This is a genomic window from Pseudovibrio sp. Ad37 (assembly GCF_001623075.1).
Lineage (GTDB): Bacteria > Pseudomonadota > Alphaproteobacteria > Rhizobiales > Stappiaceae > Pseudovibrio.
In genome coordinates, this window is sequence record NZ_LMCF01000047.1 from 1 (window position 1) to 18279 (window position 18279).

The 18279-nt window shown below is 52.3% G+C and carries 17 protein-coding genes; 4 read left to right on the forward strand and 13 right to left on the reverse strand.

From position 1 onward, the window contains the following. The 6 genes from PsAD37_RS10295 to PsAD37_RS10320 all read right to left on the reverse strand — a co-directional run. Positions 1–124: transposase (locus PsAD37_RS10295; protein WP_193778219.1), on the reverse strand; the 124-nt coding region annotated here is incomplete at its 3' end. 183 nt (positions 125–307) lie between these two features. Then, the gene (locus PsAD37_RS10300; protein WP_063296076.1) at positions 308–1720 is read right to left on the reverse strand and encodes an exonuclease domain-containing protein; all 1413 of its coding nucleotides are present in this window, start codon (positions 1718–1720) and stop codon (positions 308–310) included. Next, positions 1720–2241 carry a hypothetical protein gene (locus tag PsAD37_RS10305; protein ID WP_063296077.1) on the reverse strand — a complete coding sequence of 174 codons (522 nt, stop codon included), beginning with the start codon at positions 2239–2241 and terminating at the stop codon, positions 1720–1722. The genes PsAD37_RS10300 and PsAD37_RS10305 overlap by 1 nt, the downstream gene beginning before the upstream one ends. A gap of 115 nt (positions 2242–2356) precedes the next feature. Further along, entirely contained in the window at positions 2357–4186 is a 1830-nt protein-coding gene (locus tag PsAD37_RS10310) for a DUF294 nucleotidyltransferase-like domain-containing protein (protein WP_063296078.1), read from the reverse strand. Positions 4187–4291: 105 nt separating this feature from the next. After that, positions 4292–6079, reverse strand: a complete 1788-nt coding sequence (locus PsAD37_RS10315) for a sodium:solute symporter family protein (protein ID WP_063296079.1) — start codon at positions 6077–6079, stop codon at positions 4292–4294. A gap of 14 nt (positions 6080–6093) precedes the next feature. Beyond that, positions 6094–6354 (reverse strand): DUF4212 domain-containing protein, encoded by a 261-nt coding sequence (locus tag PsAD37_RS10320; RefSeq protein WP_057462081.1) that lies wholly within the window; start codon positions 6352–6354, stop codon positions 6094–6096. Between the two features lie 1151 nt (positions 6355–7505). Here PsAD37_RS10320 and PsAD37_RS10330 point away from each other — a divergent pair. Further along, complete coding sequence (locus PsAD37_RS10330; RefSeq protein WP_063296081.1) at positions 7506–8054, forward strand: RNA 2'-phosphotransferase; 549 nt, start codon at positions 7506–7508, stop codon at positions 8052–8054. A gap of 157 nt (positions 8055–8211) precedes the next feature. Beyond that, positions 8212–9720 carry a choline-sulfatase gene (gene betC / locus PsAD37_RS10335; RefSeq protein ID WP_063296130.1) on the forward strand — a complete coding sequence of 503 codons (1509 nt, stop codon included), beginning with the start codon at positions 8212–8214 and terminating at the stop codon, positions 9718–9720. A gap of 121 nt (positions 9721–9841) precedes the next feature. On the opposite strand, the gene PsAD37_RS10340 is transcribed toward betC, so the two are convergent. Next, a complete protein-coding gene (locus PsAD37_RS10340) occupies positions 9842–11359 on the reverse strand; it encodes a multicopper oxidase family protein (RefSeq protein ID WP_153039714.1) in 1518 nt (505 codons plus the stop codon). A 159-nt stretch (positions 11360–11518) separates the two neighbouring features. After that, positions 11519–12709, reverse strand: coding sequence for an MFS transporter (locus PsAD37_RS10345; protein ID WP_084407722.1), 1191 nt, complete (start codon positions 12707–12709; stop codon positions 11519–11521). Positions 12710–12923: 214 nt separating this feature from the next. Between PsAD37_RS10345 and PsAD37_RS10350 the strand changes: the two genes are divergently transcribed. Beyond that, complete coding sequence (locus tag PsAD37_RS10350; RefSeq protein ID WP_063296083.1) at positions 12924–13832, forward strand: DMT family transporter; 909 nt, start codon at positions 12924–12926, stop codon at positions 13830–13832. Between the two features lie 6 nt (positions 13833–13838). Here the strand turns inward: PsAD37_RS10350 and PsAD37_RS10355 are convergent, their stop codons facing one another. Together PsAD37_RS10355 and PsAD37_RS10360 are read right to left on the reverse strand one after the other, a co-directional pair. Beyond that, positions 13839–14804: a D-2-hydroxyacid dehydrogenase gene (locus tag PsAD37_RS10355; RefSeq protein ID WP_063296084.1), complete on the reverse strand. Its 966-nt coding sequence runs from the start codon at positions 14802–14804 to the stop codon at positions 13839–13841. A 4-nt stretch (positions 14805–14808) separates the two neighbouring features. After that, positions 14809–15198, reverse strand: a complete 390-nt coding sequence (locus PsAD37_RS10360) for a helix-turn-helix domain-containing protein (protein ID WP_057462073.1) — start codon at positions 15196–15198, stop codon at positions 14809–14811. A 260-nt stretch (positions 15199–15458) separates the two neighbouring features. Between PsAD37_RS10360 and PsAD37_RS10365 the strand changes: the two genes are divergently transcribed. Further along, entirely contained in the window at positions 15459–15998 is a 540-nt protein-coding gene (locus tag PsAD37_RS10365) for a histidine phosphatase family protein (RefSeq protein WP_208991817.1), read from the forward strand. Between the two features lie 146 nt (positions 15999–16144). On the opposite strand, the gene PsAD37_RS10370 is transcribed toward PsAD37_RS10365, so the two are convergent. From PsAD37_RS10370 to PsAD37_RS10380, 3 genes are all read right to left on the reverse strand, one after another. Then, a complete protein-coding gene (locus PsAD37_RS10370; protein ID WP_193778248.1) occupies positions 16145–16858 on the reverse strand; it encodes an NAD(P)-dependent oxidoreductase in 714 nt (237 codons plus the stop codon). An 18-nt stretch (positions 16859–16876) separates the two neighbouring features. Then, complete coding sequence (locus tag PsAD37_RS10375; protein ID WP_084407723.1) at positions 16877–17314, reverse strand: DMT family transporter; 438 nt, start codon at positions 17312–17314, stop codon at positions 16877–16879. 94 nt (positions 17315–17408) lie between these two features. Next, positions 17409–18227 (reverse strand): TerC family protein, encoded by an 819-nt coding sequence (locus PsAD37_RS10380; protein WP_063296085.1) that lies wholly within the window; start codon positions 18225–18227, stop codon positions 17409–17411. Positions 18228–18279 lie beyond the last annotated feature (52 nt).

The following is an 18279-nucleotide window of genomic DNA, read 5'->3' on the forward strand; positions in this document are numbered from 1 at the left end:
TCTGGTTCGCGTGCACATCAAAGTCCTGAGCTAACTCACTCAAGGTTTTTTCTCCGCGAATAGCAGCAAGTGCCACTTTCGCTTTAAAAGCCGGGCTATGGTTCCGGCGAGGACGTCTGCTCATGATGGTCTCCTGTTCTTGGCATCATGCCAGTTTCAGGAGCTAAATCCACTTTCACAACCTGTCCAAATTTCCCGAGCCAGCTCTTAAATTGAAAGTATCAAGTGCGAACACAGGAAAGGTGGAGAGGCCGTAAGGTAAAATTTTCCTAGCTTCATAATAGTCGACTGGCCAACACCCACAAATCTAGTTCATATCCTTCAACAGCCGCCCATGTTTCCTCGTTTGCTCGATGACTTCTCCGAAGGTGTTGAGGCCGTGCGAGGATAGGAGGGGGCGGAGTTTGCAGAGGGCTTGGGCGGTGGCTTGGGCGTCGCCGAGGGCTGTGTGGCGCGAAGCTATGGGGATCTCTATGCCAAGGCGGGTGCAAAGGGCGTCGAGAGTGTGCACCTGATCTGCGCCGAAAACGACAGCAGACAAGAGGACTGTATCAAGGATCGGATGGTCCCAGGCATGGCCGGACAAGTGGCCGTATCGATGTAGGAATGCCATGTCGAACGGCGCATTGTGCGCAACAATGACGGAGTCTTTGGCGAAAGCATGAAACTCTGAAATTGCAGTCACCGGGTCTGGAGCATCTGCCACCATGTCATCTGTGATCCGGTGAACTCCGGTTGAGGCAGCCGGAATGGGTCTGCCCGGATTGACGAGTTGGTCCACTGTTTCACCGGGAATGATACGTCCGTTGACAACCCGCACGGCCCCGATCTGGACAATGTCGTCCTTATTCGGCATGAGGCCGGTTGTTTCTGTATCGAAAACGACGAAGCTGAGATCACGCAGAGAACGCTCCTCAATTTCCTTTTCACAATGGTGCTGAGCCGCCTCAAAGTCATAAATCAGAGGTCGCGGTGCCTCTGGTGCGATGCGCACGGTCGCATCGCCAATCAGGATCATATAGCCCGACATCCCTCTGAGTTTTTTAAGGCGCAATTGAAAATTGAGGTTGCCACGAGCTCCTTTCACATCAACAGTAATTTCTGTTTTTAATTCGATCAGCTGATCATAGGCAGCACGCACCTCTTCCTCAATAAAGTAATCAAAGATGGATGCACTCAAACGTGGAACATGAACCTGCCCAAGAATGTCTGCAGCTTGCCCGTCATAAAGCATGATTTTGTGTGCATGGCTGACGAGCACGATGGCGACGGGGATCTCAGTTAACAGCAAGGCGAGCTGTTCGCGCTCGCTCGCCAGCTGCGCCGTTGCATCAGAAACCAACTCATCTGTTTCTGCACTGTCATTGGTTAAACGCCAGGCAACTGCATGAGCCGCGGGGGCGAGATCTCCCAGATATTTGGCCTCTTCAAGATCAATTGAGGCATCAACGTTGGCATGAGCTGTCGTGCGGATGGCAGCGGAAAGACGCTGCACTGGTTTGGCAACATTTTCGTCAAACAGAAGCCAGATGCTGACCGAGATCGCGAGAAGGCCGAAGGTGGATAGTATACCAGCCAACAAGAAACCCGAGGCCGGTGTTGTGTCCGTAATACGGGTGTATCCGAAGTAAAGCGCAGCTCCGACGACAGCACAGCTTGCTGCGGCGACACCCGCGAACAAGAGGAAAATCCGAAATCGCAAGCTGAGGCCTGTCAACATTACCCCGCTCCGCATATTGTTGAGGTGATCCTGTCATTTTCCGGCACCGAAACCCACTGAGCGCCCGAGACGCTTCCGCCCTTCTCAAAAGTGATTCCGTCAGCCAGCGCTGCTCGTCGGCTGGTGGTGCAATCGGTGAGTACAGGAAGTTTGTTTATTGGTGACCAGCGGCCAAAGAAATATGCCTGCGCCAGCTTCATGCCCGGCTGCTCCGGGTGGGTCTGGATCGTGGCAGTGTCAATGGCGACAAATCTTTCCGTGAATGGATACAGATAGGTCCATGGACGATAAAAGGCTTTGCTTTCTACTGTTTCAGCAACAACCATGCCTTCAGGCAGGGTTTGTTTGGTGCGTGAATACCAGCTGTATTCGCTTGAAATTGTTGCCAGCAGCATGGCTGCACCGGCAGCGATCGGCACGAGCCAGCGCGGCAAACGCCCGCCAAGAACATGATTGATCAACATCACAAGACCAGCTCCGGCGACGCCTGCAATGAAGGTCCCGATCAATTCAAGAAACATGTTATTCCTCCCAGGTGGCTGTGGTTGTGTTTTATCTACTCACAGCTCTGATTATTATTGGTCTCTAGCGGAGCGAATTCCTCGTTTGATTCTATCCGATCAAACGGAACGCGCTCTAGCTCAACATTCCCCGGCCATGCCCGATTGCTGACTGCATGGTTTTGACGACAACAAACGCATCCCGTACATGGGAGCGTTCAAAATCTGACAGGCTTGAAGGTTGCAGGAAATTGTCTGGTTGTGATCCCTGTTTGACCAGCTCTGCCTGATGCTGAATCCGCATCTCGGCAATCAGGTCATAAGCATCCAGAAGGTCCCCGGCGCCGGATTTGCTCAGCTGGCCGCTCTCGCGAGCCTCTTCCAGACGGGCGCGGGTGTTGACGGCTCCGATCTGCCCTTGCAGTGCATAAATGCGCGCCAGATCAACCACCGGCACCACGCCATTGTGTTTCATGTCCAGCGTGTTTTTGTGCTCACCCGAGCGTATGGTTGCCAACCCGCGCAGCAAGCTGAGCGGAGGCGTATGTTTCAGCGAATTGCTGACCATGTGCGCCACGAAAATCGAGTTACGGCTTGAGGCTTCCAGCGTTTGCGCTTGCAGGTCTTCAAAGAGGGAGACCTCGCCGCCGATTGGTCTGAGATCGAACATAACAGAACTAAGCATCTGGGCTTCAGGGTCCGGTTTGTTGATCCAGCCTTCAAAATAGGATTTCCAGACAGATAACGGCTGGCTCCAGCGCGGGTTCGTCGCCATCATGTCACCAGGGCAGTAGATATAACCACTGGTGTTTAGCCCATCACATACGAATTTGGCGAGATCTGCAAAGTACCCTTGCCGCTGTTCGTCAGTGACGCGATCATCCAAAAACAGGCAATTGTCCTGATCGCTGACTCCGGTCTGTTCGCGGCGCCCCTGCGAACCACAGGCAAGCCAGAGGTACGGAACCGGCGAAGGGCCGAGCTTTTCTTCTGCCAGAGCCAGTAGGCGACGCGTTGCAGCATCCGCAATATCAGAGATCAATCGCGTGACAATTTCGTGCCGACTGCCACCAGCGACCAGTTGCACCAGCAGGTTTGGAATCCGGGCAGTTACCCTTGCTATGTCATAGGCATCCTTGGCCTTAGCAACTTCGCTGACCAATTCTGCTGAACTGATGGCCTGAAACCGCGTCAGATCCGTTTGCGTCACCATGCCGACGAGACGCTCACTCTCCACGATTGGGACATGCCCAATACGGCGTTCCATCATCAAGTGCAGCAGATCTGACCCGATTGCTGATGGGGCAAGCACTATGGGATTAGCCGTCATGACAGCTTCAACCGAAGTATCAACTGATAAAGCAGAGGCCAAAACCTTGAAGGAGAGATCTCTGACCGTAATGATCCCGATCAGCCCACCTTTTGCATCTGTCACACAAAGCGAGGAAACGCGGGCATCCCTCATCTGCTGAGCTGCATGTTGCACTGTATCGTCAGGTCGGCAGGTAACCGGGTTGGCCGCCATAAACGATTCAATTGGAATGGCGGCTAAGTCATTTTCGCGGGTCCGCGGCGTTTGTGTTCGATCAAAGAAACGGGCAACCGGCTGATGCGCTGCAATCAGTTCTGTCAGTAGTGCTGGCGGGAGCACCAAAAGGACGGTTGGTTCTCCAGCTTTTGCGGATGTAACCGCGCGTCCATCCAAAAACAATCCACGCTCTCCAAACGAGTTGCGGATGCCGAGACGGCTTATAACGGCATCATTCTTATCGCGGATTTCAACGCCACCGTCGTAGATTAGGAAGAGCCCCGGCAGTTGGTCTCCCAACTCATAGATACCAGCACCATGGACACGCTCCCAAACAGTTACCTGATGAGACAATGCCTCTTGATCCGTCTCTGGAAGAGCATCATAGGGATGCACGGATTTCAGAAACTGCAGGACTTGCTCTGATGTAAGAGGCATGGCTCCGCCTTCAGCTGGAAGAAATAAAGTCCTGCCCAGCATAGGCCGGGCAGGACAGGATCAAAAGACAGCGAGTTACTGAGGTTCAGCAACCCGCATGAGTTATCAATGGTCCTGAGCTGCACCGGCTCCACGTGGGATACGTACGCTTTCCACGAGGTCCTTGATCACCTGAGGTGTTTCCTTCGTCATGCCTGCAACAAAGTAAGCAACAGCGAAGTTCACAGCCGCACCAATCGCACCAAACGATGTGGACTTGATCGTACCAAGCAGCGGATCAGCATCAGAGAAGCTGGCTGTGCCTGGAATAAAGAACCAGCCCTTGTGCAGGAAGATGTAGACAAGGGTCACAACCAGACCAGACAACATACCTGCAACAGCACCAGTGTTGTTGATGCGGGTTGAGAAGATACCCATCATCAGCGCAGGGAAGATGGATGCCGCCGCAAGACCAAACGCCAGTGCCACCGTTTGTGCCGCAAAGCCAGGAGGATTGAGCCCCAGATAGGTTGCCACTACAATCGCAACCGCCATGGCCACTCGGGCAGACATCAACTCACTCTTTTCTGAGATTGATGGCTTAATAGCCCCCTTGATCAAGTCATGGCTAACCGCCGAGGATATTGCGAGCAAGAGCCCTGCAGCCGTTGAAAGTGCTGCTGCCAAGCCGCCTGCCGCCACCAGACCAATCACCCAACCTGGCAGGTTTGCAATTTCCGGGTTCGCCAGCACGAGGATGTCTCGGTTGAACTTTGTCAGCTCATTTCCAACCCAACCTTTTTCACCGGCAAGAGTTTGCATTTTTTCACTCTTGTCGTTGTAGTACTGGATTTTACCGTCGCCGTTCTTGTCTTCCCAAGCCAGAAGTCCTGTCTTTTCCCAGGTATGCATCCAGTCGTATTTAGGGTCGTTCTTAATCTGTGCAACTTCAACAGCGCCACCATTAATGCCGCCGTTTGGCCACATCATATCTGTGATGTTGAGACGTGCCATCGCGCCAACTGCAGGAGCGGTGATGTAAAGCAGTGCAATGAACACCAGCGCCCAACCTGCGGACCAGCGTGCATCAGCCACTTTAGGTACGGTGAAGAAGCGCATGATCACGTGCGGCAGACCAGCGGTACCGATCATCAGAGACAGCGTGAACAGCACCATGTTGAAGGTGTCAGCATTGTTTGAGGTATATGAATTGAAGCCAAGCTCAGTCACTACCTGATCCAGTTTGGTCAGAAGTGGTTCGCCACTTGCAACATCATTGCCGAACAGACCAAGACCTGGAATTGGGTTGCCAGTCAATTGCAGCGAGATGAAAACTGCTGGAATGGTGTAAGCGGTAATCAGCACCACATACTGAGCGACCTGCGTATAGGTAACGCCCTTCATGCCGCCGAACACAGCGTAAGCAAACACAACACAGGCACCGATCAACAGGCCTGTTGTGTTGTCAACTTCCAGAAAACGACCAAAGGCAACACCAACACCCGTCATCTGACCGATCACGTAAGTGGTTGACGCAACAATCAAGCAAACCACGGCAACAATTCGAGCGGTCTGACTGTAGAAGCGATCGCCGATGAACTCAGAGACTGTAAACTTGCCGAACTTGCGCAGATACGGAGCAAGAAGCAGTGCCAGCAGCACATAGCCACCAGTCCAGCCCATCAGGAAGGATGAGTTGTCATAACCGGTAAACGCAATAAGACCGGCCATGGAAATAAAGGATGCCGCAGACATCCAGTCAGCTGCAGTTGCCATGCCGTTGGTGACAGGATGGACGCCGCGGCCAGCAGCGTAAAATTCAGATGTGGAACCCGCACGGGCCCAGATCGCGATGCCGATGTAGAGCGCAAAGGAGCTGCCCACAAATAGCAAGTTGATAGTAAACTGATCCATGATCTGAAAAGCCCCTATTCTTCTTCAACGCCGTGTTCACGGTCGAGACGGTTCATGCGCCAGGCGTAGAAAAAGATGATCGCCAGGAAGACCAGAATGGAACCCTGTTGTGCGAACCAAAACCCCAGATCAGTGCCGCCAACACGAATGCCGCTCAGCAGCGGGCGCAGCAAAATGCCAAACCCGAACGAGACCAGAGCCCATATAACGAGGCTTATTTTGATGATACGCATATTGGCAGCCCAATACGCGTTGTTGGATGAGTTATCTGACATGCTCTCCTCCCGTTTGGGCCGGATGAAATTCACCCGGACGGCATATGCCCCCAAATCTCAAACTGGATTTGCTGTTGATGACCAGTACCTCCCACTGGTCAGCTGGCTTGGAGAGTATTTGTTGATCTTGTTTGGCCTAACAAACCCCATCAAGAAAAGCCGCTCAGATGACGTTGAATCCCATCAAAAACATCACCTTTTTTAGAATCTAAGCTTTACATTTGCGTAGAGTTACGAGCTCGCAGACTTACACAGCTAGCCACTTGCTCCCTTAAACCCGCCCCACTTCATCAGGAGGGCGTTGCGTCAGTTCCCCAAAGCCGGAACTGAGCTATCACAAGATCCTCCAACGACTCCCACACAAGCCACCTTCAGCACCCAGTTTGTTCCCCCAAAGTCAACTTGTACACGCCTACTTACGTAGAGAATACTTATGTATTACAACCAAAGACTTTGAAACTACTTGCAACTTGGCAATCTCTGTAGGGGGCATATGTAGGTGAGATTGGTGAAGAGGTTGTCGTGTAATGTAACAAAAAAATTCAGTCTGCTTAAAGTGATCGAGTTAATGCTGCGATTGGTAGAAAAGAGACAATTTTAACATTGGTGATGGATCGATACCATTCAATATTTGATCAAAGCGACGAAAATCCAGTTCCAAAAACGCTTGCTGACGGAGTCACTACGAAGTACGCTTCATAGCATTAGTGGAGGAGGAAGAGTGCCGAGAGACGGCATCCTTTCATCCATCGAATGCTTCTGAATGTGTGGTTGTTTATCGGGATCTGGTAATTTAAGTGGGTGGGGCACTGCAGGGAATTTATGTTTCTGACGATAATCGTAGGTAGGTGGTTTGCACCAGCGCACCCAGGTCATGTGAGGGCGTTGACCGGCCCATGATAAAAAACACGAGCATCAGAGTGATGCACGTGAGCAGGGCAGATCTCAGCAATGTCATTAAACGAAACGGCATGCAGCTGTCGGTCAACTCTCAAACAAAGAATGGCGCTGAATAGTCAGAGGACTATGGCAATACCATGGAACTTGGCAGAGAAAAAGACAGGAAAGTTGAGTGCCTTGGAAAACCCATGCTACCACGATAGCTTATCAATGATTCTCGTATTTATTGCCAAGAAAAAGTTAGAAGCTTCATGCCCAAAATAAACAATACCGATGCCGTTGCGGCCAGCAAGTACCTAAGTTTCATCCTTCGACATAAGCCAGAGGAAATCGGTTTGCAGCTTGACCCGGAAGGTTGGGCAAACATCAACGAGTTGATCGAACGTGCAAAACCTCAGATCGAGCTGACATTTGAAATGATTGAGCAGGTGGTGATTGAAAGCGACAAGCAACGTTTTAAGCTGTCAGATGATAAAATTCACATCCGCGCAAATCAGGGACATTCCGTCAAAGTGGATCTGAAACTTATCCCCGTGACGCCGCCAGCCGTCCTTTATCATGGTACAGCTGAGCAAAACTGGGACTCAATTATGAAGCAAGGCCTGAAGGCCCAATCGCGTCATCACGTTCACCTTTCCCAAGACAGAGAGACAGCTATCAAAGTCGGTCAACGCCATGGCAAGCCCATTGTCCTTTTAATCAACTCAGAACGAATGCAACTTGAGGGCGTGGAGTTCTATCAATCTGACAACGGTGTATGGCTGACAGATGTTGTCTTGCCTCAGTTTATCTCGAGATAGTCTCAGGTCAGGCTCTCTATTCATCACCTAACTGACGTTGTATGCATAGGGAGTATTACTGACTCGCGCTTCAGTTCTTGTGTTTGGTGATGATGCAAGAGCGCATGTAGATGAGCGTGCAGGCCCTTCCTTATCTCTAGACGTCAGCCGGGACCCGATGAGCAAACCTAACATTCTGATATTTATGGTCGATCAGTTGAACGGAACTCTGTTTCCTGATGGTCCCGCTGATTGGCTCCACGCGCCGAACCTGAAGAAACTGGCGGAGCGTTCGACTCGTTTTAGAAATGCCTACACGGCGTCTCCGCTTTGTGCTCCGGGGCGGGCTTCGTTTATGTCAGGTCAGTTGCCGAGTGCGACTGGTGTGTATGATAATGCAGCAGAGTTTGCATCCTCCTTACCGACCTACGCGCATCACCTGCGCCGGGCGGGTTATCAGACTTGCTTGTCGGGTAAGATGCACTTTGTTGGCCCCGATCAGCTTCACGGGTTTGAAGAACGGCTGACCACCGACGTCTACCCGCCTGATTTTGGCTGGACGCCAGATTACCGCAAGCCTGCGGAGCGGATTGACTGGTGGTATCACAACATGGGGTCAGTGACCGGATCTGGTACCGCCGAGATCACCAATCAGCTGGAATATGATGATGAGGTCGCCTACCACGCCATGCGTAAGGTCTACGATCTGGCGCGGGGCAATGATGAGCGGCCATGGTGCCTGACGGTATCATTCACCCATCCCCATGACCCTTATGTGGCACGGAAGAAATACTGGGATCTCTATGAGGACTGTGATCATCTTCTGCCGCAGGTTCCTGCGATGCCTTACGAGGACCATGATGCGCATTCAAAGCGCATCTTTGATGCCAATGACTGGCGCTCCTTTGATATTAAAGAGGAAGATATCCGCCGGTCTCGCCGCGCTTATTTCGCGAATATCTCGTACATTGACGACAAAATCGGTGAGGTCATGACTGCACTGGAGAGCACGCGGCAAGAAGCGATTATCCTGTTCGTTTCAGATCATGGCGATATGCTGGGTGAGCGCGGTTTGTGGTTCAAGATGTCGTTTTTCGAAGGCTCAGCACGTGTGCCGCTGATGATTTCAGCTCCGCAAATGAAAGCTGGGTTGGTCACGACACCCGTCAGCAACATTGATGTGTGCCCGACGCTGTGTGACTTGGCTGGCATCAGTATGGCAGAGGTGATGCCGTGGACTACCGGAGAGACGCTGGTTGGCTTGGGGCAAGGGGGAACGCGCACCTCTCCTGTTGCGATGGAATATGCGGCAGAAGCTTCTTATGCACCTATGGTGTCACTGCGAGAAGGCCGTTGGAAGTTCAACAAATGCCTGTTGGATGAAGATCAGCTCTTTGATCTGGAAGCTGACCCGCATGAGCTTCACAATCTGGCTCAAAACCCTGAATATCAGAGGGTCGCAGACGAGTTCCGTACAAAAGCCGCTGCGCGTTGGGATCTGGAGCGTTTTGATGAGGATGTCCGTGCCAGTCAAGCGCGCAGGTGGGTCGTGTATGAAGCGCTTCGTCAGGGCGGGCACTACCCTTGGGATTACCAGCCCCTGCAAAAAGCCTCCGAACGCTACATGCGCAACCACATGGATCTGAATGTCCTGGAAGAAAGCCAGCGGTATCCGCGGGGCGAGTAAGTTCAGCCGAACAGACAAAGATCTGCACCGCATTATACTGGAGCAATTAAGGTCAGTTGAGTAGCCCGATGAAAACGATTTCCTCGGGCTACTCGATCAATCAATACACCTTAAGTGCAGATCAGACTGCTACGGGAGCTGAGTAGGGTGTGGCATGATCTTCAACCGTGAACTGACCCATCATGCCGCAATCCTCATGCTTAAGGATGTGGCAGTGATACATGTACGGGGTCTTGCTGTCTGCTTTATGGTCGAACTTGACCAGAAGCTCTGAAACAGAGCCGGGAGCAGCATAAATCATATCCTTCCAGCCACTTGCGTAATCAGGCGGGGTAACGCCCATTTGCTTCAAAATGCGGAAGGAACACCCGTGAATGTGGAATGGATGGGCTCCATCTTGTGAGGTTACTCTCCAGATTTCGTATTCACCTGTGGGTACAGCTTCATTGATGAAATTCATGTCCATCGGTCGGCCATTGATCCCCATTGCGATTTGGTTTTTGCCATAACACCGATTGCCAAGGGTTGGAGCGATGGACGAAAAACGCTGAGGCACGTCTTCGCTTAGGTCAAAGCTGCGAATACGTTGAGCTGCTTTCGGTTCTGCAGCTGGCAATACGGAGAGATTGGTTGGGAGCGAACCTGTAAAACCACGTTTGTTTTTATCCGGAACGAGTGCGACAGCCATTACAGGTGTTGTTTTTGACGTTGTATCGACAATGCCTGGCTTTGCGATGATTTCCTCATCGTCAAAACGAACGGTCATCAACGAGACAGGATGACTCGCATCCACCAATATCTCATAGCGTTCGCCCGGAGACAGGATGATGAAGTCGGTGCTTACTGGTTTAGTCAGAAAACCACCGTCTGATGCAATGACATGCATAGGCTGATTTTCTGAGAGGGACAGTTTAATAAATGCGCCGTTGGAGGCGTTGAGAACGCGCAAGCGCACGAGGCCGGGTGCAACTTTCTGAAGCGTTGGAGCAAGGGTGCCATTCACCGCAAGTGTATCGTTGACGTTGGATGGTGAGAAAACAACACTGCCCGTTGAATCCAGCTTTTTGTCCTGCAATACGAGCACAAAATCATCGACACCCATCGTTTTGGGCAGGTCCGCTGCAAGGCTGTTATCATCCTCCACAATGAGGACGCCTGCTAAGCCTTGATAAACCTGATAGCCCGTGCTGCCATGTGTGTGGGCATGGTAAAAGTTCAACGATGCAGGATTGGCAATTGGCAAAACAGGTTTCCAGGTCGCTCCCACCTCCAGGGCCTGATGAGGGCCGCCGTCTAAACTTCCGGGGATATGCAGACCATGCCAATGGATTGCAGCTGGCTCATTAATTTTGTTGGTCAACTCAAATGCAGTTTCCTGCCCTTTTCTGACGCGGACGATAGGCCCTAGGTATGTGCCGTTGATGCCAAACGTGTCAGAAAGCGTACCATTGCCAAAGTTGTGCTGTGCCATTTGCAGGTCAAGCCGGACAGGTGTCTCCACGGAGTTCAGCGTGTCAATTACAGGAATGGGTTTGAGCGTGCGGTGACTGTTGTTGTTAAACGCCCAGCTTCGAGTTGCCAGCAGGCCACTTGTTGCAGCGATCCCGGCCATGAATTGGCGTCTTGTTGTTGTAATCACGAAGGTCTCCGTTCCAATCTTAATTGAGGTCGATAAGAAATGAAGGTCGACCCGCGAATATCGGTAAGGATGTTTGCCGACGGTGATTACAATGACCGTGAAGCTTAAGTGTATCTTAAGTGCTCGTTACCTTGGGCTTGCTTGAGAAACTGCTCATATTCATGCGTGTTCCTCGCGCACCTCTAGTATTTGGTTGTTTGTAATGAACAGCAAAATGACATGCCCTAGAAGTCCACAGGCACTTATGGCGAAGACGAACCAGTAGTAGTTTGCTGCGGGAAACCCAACGATGAGCAGGGAGAGCAGGAAGCCGAAGAGGCTTCGTTGGATGTAGGTCAGGGAGCTTATTACGGACAGGTAGCTGCCAAAAATGTCCTTTTCAACCAGGTTCATAACGTAGGTGTTGTAAGCGACGCGATTAGCTGACCCCGTTGCACCAAGTACTCCCATGCCCATCACAATGGTTGGAAGAGCTGGAAATACGCTGATTGTGAGTAGCGTTAGGGTATAGATAACTAGGCAAATTCTCATGGTCATCAGAGCAGATTGAGTGGTAACGATCCGGCTAACGAGAAAGCCAGAGAGTGCTGCACCTAAGCCAAATGAGATAGAGAGTTTAGCAAGGTCGGAAATATCCAGTTTGAGTACGCCGCTCAGATAGATAGGGTGCACTACGTTAAGCATCATAATAGCAACGTATGTAATGTTGGCGCAAACCCCAAGCAGTATCAAATCCTTCCGTTTGAGAATACTGCGGAAGACGATTCGCGAAACGCGTGCACGGGCCGGTCTTGCTTGCTGTGTGTATGGAATGAAGCAAAACAGAAGGGCGGAAAGCAACATCAGGCCGCTGTTCAACTGCAAGAGGAACTGGAAGTCGTCGCTGTTCACGGCGTAGATCATCAACAGACCCACCACAAAGGTGGAGGCCTGCATTTCCACCTGCATCCAGCCATTAACTTTTCCGCGCTCACCTTCCGCAAACACTTCCTGAATGAACGCTGTCAGGGCGCTGTAGAAGAACAGAAAGAAGACCTGAGAGGCGAAGTAGAACGCGCTTAAACTGGCGATTTTAAGAAATGAGTTGCCATAGGCGACGGATGCAATCTGTAAGACACCCGCCATTATCGCGATGCAAATCATCAGGGTTGAGCGACGTGAGAACCTGTCCACCACTCTGCCGGAGACAGGTGCGAGAAAGATCAGCAAAGCAGTGGCATAGGTTGCTGTAAAGGCGAGAACTTTCTCACCACCAAGAGACTTTGACAGTTCCCAGGGGACGATGGTCAGCGCGATCCCCATGGCAATTGATGCAATAAAATTCGCGAACACTAAAACAGACAGTTTCATCCCGTTTCCCCCTTGCAGTTCAATGGAACATATTTAGAAAGAAAAAACTATCTTTATTTGATTGAGCAGGTATCACACCGCTATTATCACCCGAATAACTGTTCTATATTTCTCAAGAGTTGGTGAGTTCGCAGACTGTTCAGCCTCAAGAAACCTATGGAGCATATAGGGCTTTGTCCGTATGCTGGATGTGTTGGATTGAGGATAAATCAAAATGGAACTCTGGATTCCAATCACCATTGCAGCGGCGTTTAGCCAGAATTTGCGTTCGGCACTGCAAAAGCACCTAAAAGGCAAAATTGGAACCACAGGAGCCACGTTTATTCGTTTCGGCTTTGGTTTCCCTATTGCGGTGTTTTACCTTGCTGTGATCCTCAAGCTAACAGGAGAATCCGTTCCTGATGTGGGGACAACATTCTACTGGGCTGCTGCGTTTGGAGGTTTGGCGCAGATTATTGCCACCTTCCTGCTCGTACACCTGTTCTCTTATCGCAATTTCGCTGTTGGTACCGCCTATTCCAAAACTGAGCCGGTTCAGGCGGCACTCTTTGGCTTTATCCTGCTGGGAGAGCAACTGACACCGCTTGGTATGGGGGCGATTGCGCTAGGGATCATCGGGGTGTTGTTCATCAGCTTTGGGAAGCAACGTCCGTCAAGAGCTATGGTGCTGTCCACTCTGGTTGGGAAGCCAGCGTTGATTGGCTTGGCATCGGCAGCGTTTTTTGGCGCATCCGCCGCGTTCTACCGCACAGCTTCGCTCTCAGTTGAAGCCGACTCCTTCTTGCTGCAGGCAGCGTTTACGCTGGTGTGTGTGACGGCGTTTCAGACAGTTGTCATGGGCAGCTGGATGACCGTGAATTGCCCCGGAGAGTTACGCGCAGCAATCAGAAACTGGCGTTTGTCCGGTCTGGTTGGGCTTGCGGGTATTGCCGGGTCCATCGGCTGGTTTACAGCAATGACATTGCAGCAAGTGGCGTATGTACGTGCACTGGCTCAGATTGAGCTGGTGTTTACGCTGGCTGCATCATGGATGTTCTTCCGGGAGAAGATTACGCCGATTGAGCTGGCAGGGTGCGTGCTTGTTGCCCTTGGCGGTGTGGGCATCGTCATGGCTGCCAGCTAACAGGTTTTAACCGCCTGTACGGCCAACAGTGTTGGTTGGTGTGTCCTTCTGGAAGCTTTCCATGTGAGAGATCAGCTGATCCCAAAGGGTCTGCATGGCTTCCTCTGAAGCCCAGGCCACATGCGGGGTTACGATCACGTTTGGCCGCTCCAGAATGCTGAGCAGGGGATTACCCTCCTGCGGTGGTTCTGTGGTGAGCACGTCAAATCCTGCTGCTGCGATTTGCTGCTTGTCGAGCGCCTGAACCAGTGCAGCTTCATCCACCAGCCCGCCACGAGAAGTGTTAATGAGGATTGGCTTTTGAGGCATCGCCTCGAACTCAGGCGTGGAGATGATACCGCGTGTTTCTGGAGTTAGCGGCGTGTGCAGGGAGATGACATCGCTGGTCGTAATCACCTCTTGCCAGGCGGTGTAGCCAGCGCGGACCTCTGTCGCTCCCTTGCGCTCGGCAAATACAACGTCCATGCCCAGAGCTTCGCCAATGCGCGCGGTGCCCTTGCCCAATGTACCTGAGCCAATGATGCCCAGACGCGAGCCAGCCAAATCTTTGATTGGGTGGTTGAAGAAGCAGAATTTGCCTGACTTCTGCCATTCGCCGTTGATCACGTCTTCACGGTAACCCACCAGCGAACGACGCAGAGCGAAGATGAGAGCGAAAGCATGTTCTGGAACGGTGTTGGCCGCGTAACCGCGCACGTTGGACACCACGATGCCCAGCTCGTCACAGGTCGCGATGTCCACCTTGTCGTAACCTGTTGCTGCAATGCAGATCAGCTTCAGGTCTGGCAGTTGCTTCAACACGTCGGCGGAAAGAGGAACCTTGTTGGTGATGCAGATCTGAACCCCGCGCAGCTTCTCCAGCATTTCCTCAGGAGAGGTGTTGTCATATTCCACCCAGTCATGTGGGAAAGATGGTTTGGAGATGTGGACGCTTGGTCCAATGGTGCTGCGGTCCAGAAAAGCAATCTTCATATGGTTACCCTGAAAATGTTGGAAGCAATGCGTCAAAGATGGAGGATGGTTCGGCGCTCTCATCATCCACGCCATTGCGGGCCTGCCCCCAATCGCTCAAGGCATTGAGAACCGGAATAAGCGAAAGGCCGTCTTTGGTCAGCGAATATTCCACGCGCACTGGCACTTCAGCAAACACCTCACGGCGGACGATGAAGTGCTCTTCCAGTTCTCGTAGAGAACGGGTGAGCATCCTGTCGGAGGCGCCGGGCATGAGCTTCTTCAACTCGGAAAAACGCTTGGAACCGGTTACGAGATGGTAGAGCAGGATCGGTTTCCACTTGCCGCCGATGATTGCTACGGTGGTGGCGACTGCTTCTATTGAGCCGATATGAGCTGCACTGTCACTTGTCATTTTTGCTTACACGCTTGTTCGTATCACTCGTGATGCGGGTAGGACGCACACTTACAGGTGCTATATCAGCTTTTAATCAAAATCAAACGAAGTTTCAGTGAGCTAGAGCTGAATAAGCTCAGCCTAACAGTTAGCCTTGCGTAAGGCTTGAGCCCTCTCAAAACGCGCTGGACACGCCTTCAGGTTCCCGCCAATATCTGGAGCTTCGATTTATATGATTTGAGTTGGATGGTCCTTTGGCGAGATACCCGGAAATTTTCGTGCTTCGGCATGGTCAAACAGAATGGAACGTAGCGGGCAGATTTCAGGGGCACCAGAATTCTCCACTCACGGAGAAGGGCAAAGAGCAAGCTCTGCTGCAAAACAAGCTGCTCTCACGTGTTGACGCCCTGCCGTCTACTGCGTTCGTCAGCCCTCAATCCCGCACAGTGCACACGGCGCAGTTGGCACTGGGGCCAGAGATTGAGCAGAAGCTGGATGATCGACTGAAAGAAATCAACTTCGGCGCCTGGGAAGGGCTGACCAAGGACGAAGTGAAAAGCCAGGTTGGAGATGACTACGAAAGCGGCCTCTGGCACTTTGAAAGCCCAAAGGGCGAGACGTTTGAGGCGATCTCTGGCCGCGTCCAGCATTTTCTGGAGGAGTTGACCGAGCCTGCCGTCGTGGTCACGCACGGCATCACCTCTATCGTCCTGCGCGGGCTCTATATGGGGCTCAACACACTGGAACTCCTGCAACTCCCCCGCAAACAAGGCTGCATCTATCACCTTTCCAACGGGTCAGAGCAGGTGCTGGAATAAGACCCTGCTTATCAGAGATCGTTATGCATGGCTGCGAAATTGAAGCTGTCGTGCTTGCTCTCCCAGTTCAGCACTTGCTTTGCATAGCTGGGGTCGTAAACACGGTCGATTGACCTTGGCAGTGTCCAGCCTTGCGATTGAAACAGCTATACAATTGCGGGACACCTTCGGGCGATAACGGCAGGCGCGTCTATCTTCAACTCCTCCGCATCTTCAGGCAGGAAGGGTGTTTGACCGGAGATGATGAAGCGGTCAAAATCTTTTCCGTCATCAGTGAGTGCAGCCACGTGCGCTGCGGCAACGTCGTGTTTGTTGATACCTCTGTGGAGCCGATAGGCGACCATCAGGGCGGAATCTTCCGGAAAGCATCGTGACATGCGCAGGGCTCTCACCTTGAACGTATCGCTTGCCAGTGGTGCCAAATGGTTTTCGGCTTCTAATTTGGTGCGGTGATAGATCGTGCGTGGTTGTGGTTCTACCTGCTCTGTGATCCAGGCTGCTTTGCCTGCAAGGGTGTTGGCCTGACCGTAAAGAGCTGTCGTGCTGGTGAAAATGAAACGCTGGACACCTTCCGCACGCGCCATGCGAGCCAGCGCAACTGTACCCTTTACATTGATCCGGTGAAATTCATCCTCCGAGAACACGCCTACATGTGGCGCATGTAAGGCTGCTGAGTGGACCACCGCGACTGCTCCCTGACAGAGGCGCTGCAGAGTGTCTGTATCAGAAATGTCAGCAATGTGTGTTGTTGTTGATGCAACGACGCGGTCTATGCCGACGACATCGTAAGTTGGCTTGAGAGCTAAGACGATCTCGCTGCCAATGCGACCAGAACTTCCTGTAACAATGACCTTCTGCATTTCTGTGGCTCCTGAGACTTACCGCACCATCAAATAAGCGCCGGAGATCAGCAGCATGGCGGCGAGGGCGCGGCTGAGGTCTATGGAGCGAATGGGCAGATTGAAGAGGCCGAAGTGGTCGCTGACCATGCCAGCCATTAACTGCCCGACGATGATGAGCAGCACAGCAGAGGTTGCGCCCAGCTTTGGCAGGGTTTGCGTGATGGTGAGGTAGAGGATGAGGCCAAAGACACCGCTGGCCAGCATGTACCACGGAATGGTGCGCCACTCGCTGATCTGCTCACCCTTGCGCGCAAACAGCAGGGCAAGCGAAGCGATCAATCCGCCTGCATGAATGATGACACTGGCGGCAGCTCCGCCAACGCGTTGGCCCATAATACCGCCCATAGGCGCTTGCAGGCCAACGGCGACACCACCGAGCAGACCGATAAAGCAAATCGCGAGTAATTCCAGCACAGACAGAGATCCGATTCTTGTAGAGATTAGAGCAGCTAATCTCCTCTGTATCGGTCTCCACCTGCTCTGCCTATGCAGAAATGCTGATCAAACCCTATAGGTTCGCTAAACTACCGAAGCGGGTTGCTTGCCTATTCTCCACCCGGCCCGGCCTTGAAGGCTTGGTCAGATACCGGATGTTGGATTTCCGGCGTTCCTGAACAGCCTTTATCTTCTTGCTCAGCTGAATGTGAAAGATCTCCAACAGCAAACCAAAGGCCATCGCAAAGTAGACATAGCCCTTGTTGATGTGGATCTCGAAGCCCTCAGCCATGAGAAGACCACCGAGCAGAATAAGGAACAACAGGGCCAGCGCTTTCAGGCCCGGGTGCTTTGTGACGAGCTGGTTGATTGCACCAGCCGTCAGCACCATGACAACGGCAGATGCCAGAATTGCCGCGACCATGATTGGCAAATCATACGTCAAACCAACAGCGGTGATCACCGAGTCCATGGAGAACACGGCGTCCATCGCCACGATTTGCAGCAGTACGACTGTCATGCCGTTTGCCAGGTGAGGTGCGTGTTTAGTATCACTCGCCACCAACAGGTGTTTCAACTCCGCCACGCTCTTGGCCAGCAGGAATGCGCCGCCGCCAACAAGGATCAGGTCACGACCGCTGATATCAACGGTGCTAACCTGAAACAGTGAGTAGGTGAGGGACATCACCCAGCTGATGGAGAAGACAAGCCCCACACGGGCAAGCACGGCCAGTCCGATACCAAGGTTTCGGGCAATCGCGCGTTGGTGTGCGGGAAGGCGCTCACACAGAACCGAAATGAACACGACGTTATCAACGCCCAAAATCAGCTCTAGTCCAAACAGGGTAAGAAAGATTAGCCAAACCTGTGGCTCAAGGAGAAGCTCTATCATTGGTAAGGCTCCCTGATCAGAACCTCACCGGTGATCGGTCGACAACCAGAAG

Coding starts and splice junctions, on each gene's coding strand:
- PsAD37_RS10300 (WP_063296076.1), bottom strand. CDS start 1,720: ATGTTGACAGGCCTCAGCTTGCGATTTCGGATTTTCCTCTTGTTCGCG.
- PsAD37_RS10305 (WP_063296077.1), bottom strand. CDS start 2,241: ATGTTTCTTGAATTGATCGGGACCTTCATTGCAGGCGTCGCCGGAGCT.
- PsAD37_RS10310 (WP_063296078.1), bottom strand. CDS start 4,186: ATGCCTCTTACATCAGAGCAAGTCCTGCAGTTTCTGAAATCCGTGCAT.
- PsAD37_RS10315 (WP_063296079.1), bottom strand. CDS start 6,079: ATGGATCAGTTTACTATCAACTTGCTATTTGTGGGCAGCTCCTTTGCG.
- PsAD37_RS10320 (WP_057462081.1), bottom strand. CDS start 6,354: ATGTCAGATAACTCATCCAACAACGCGTATTGGGCTGCCAATATGCGT.
- PsAD37_RS10330 (WP_063296081.1), top strand. CDS start 7,506: ATGCCCAAAATAAACAATACCGATGCCGTTGCGGCCAGCAAGTACCTA.
- betC (WP_063296130.1), top strand. CDS start 8,212: ATGAGCAAACCTAACATTCTGATATTTATGGTCGATCAGTTGAACGGA.
- PsAD37_RS10345 (WP_084407722.1), bottom strand. CDS start 12,709: ATGAAACTGTCTGTTTTAGTGTTCGCGAATTTTATTGCATCAATTGCC.
- PsAD37_RS10350 (WP_063296083.1), top strand. CDS start 12,924: ATGGAACTCTGGATTCCAATCACCATTGCAGCGGCGTTTAGCCAGAAT.
- PsAD37_RS10355 (WP_063296084.1), bottom strand. CDS start 14,804: ATGAAGATTGCTTTTCTGGACCGCAGCACCATTGGACCAAGCGTCCAC.
- PsAD37_RS10360 (WP_057462073.1), bottom strand. CDS start 15,198: ATGACAAGTGACAGTGCAGCTCATATCGGCTCAATAGAAGCAGTCGCC.
- PsAD37_RS10370 (WP_193778248.1), bottom strand. CDS start 16,858: ATGCAGAAGGTCATTGTTACAGGAAGTTCTGGTCGCATTGGCAGCGAG.
- PsAD37_RS10380 (WP_063296085.1), bottom strand. CDS start 18,227: ATGATAGAGCTTCTCCTTGAGCCACAGGTTTGGCTAATCTTTCTTACC.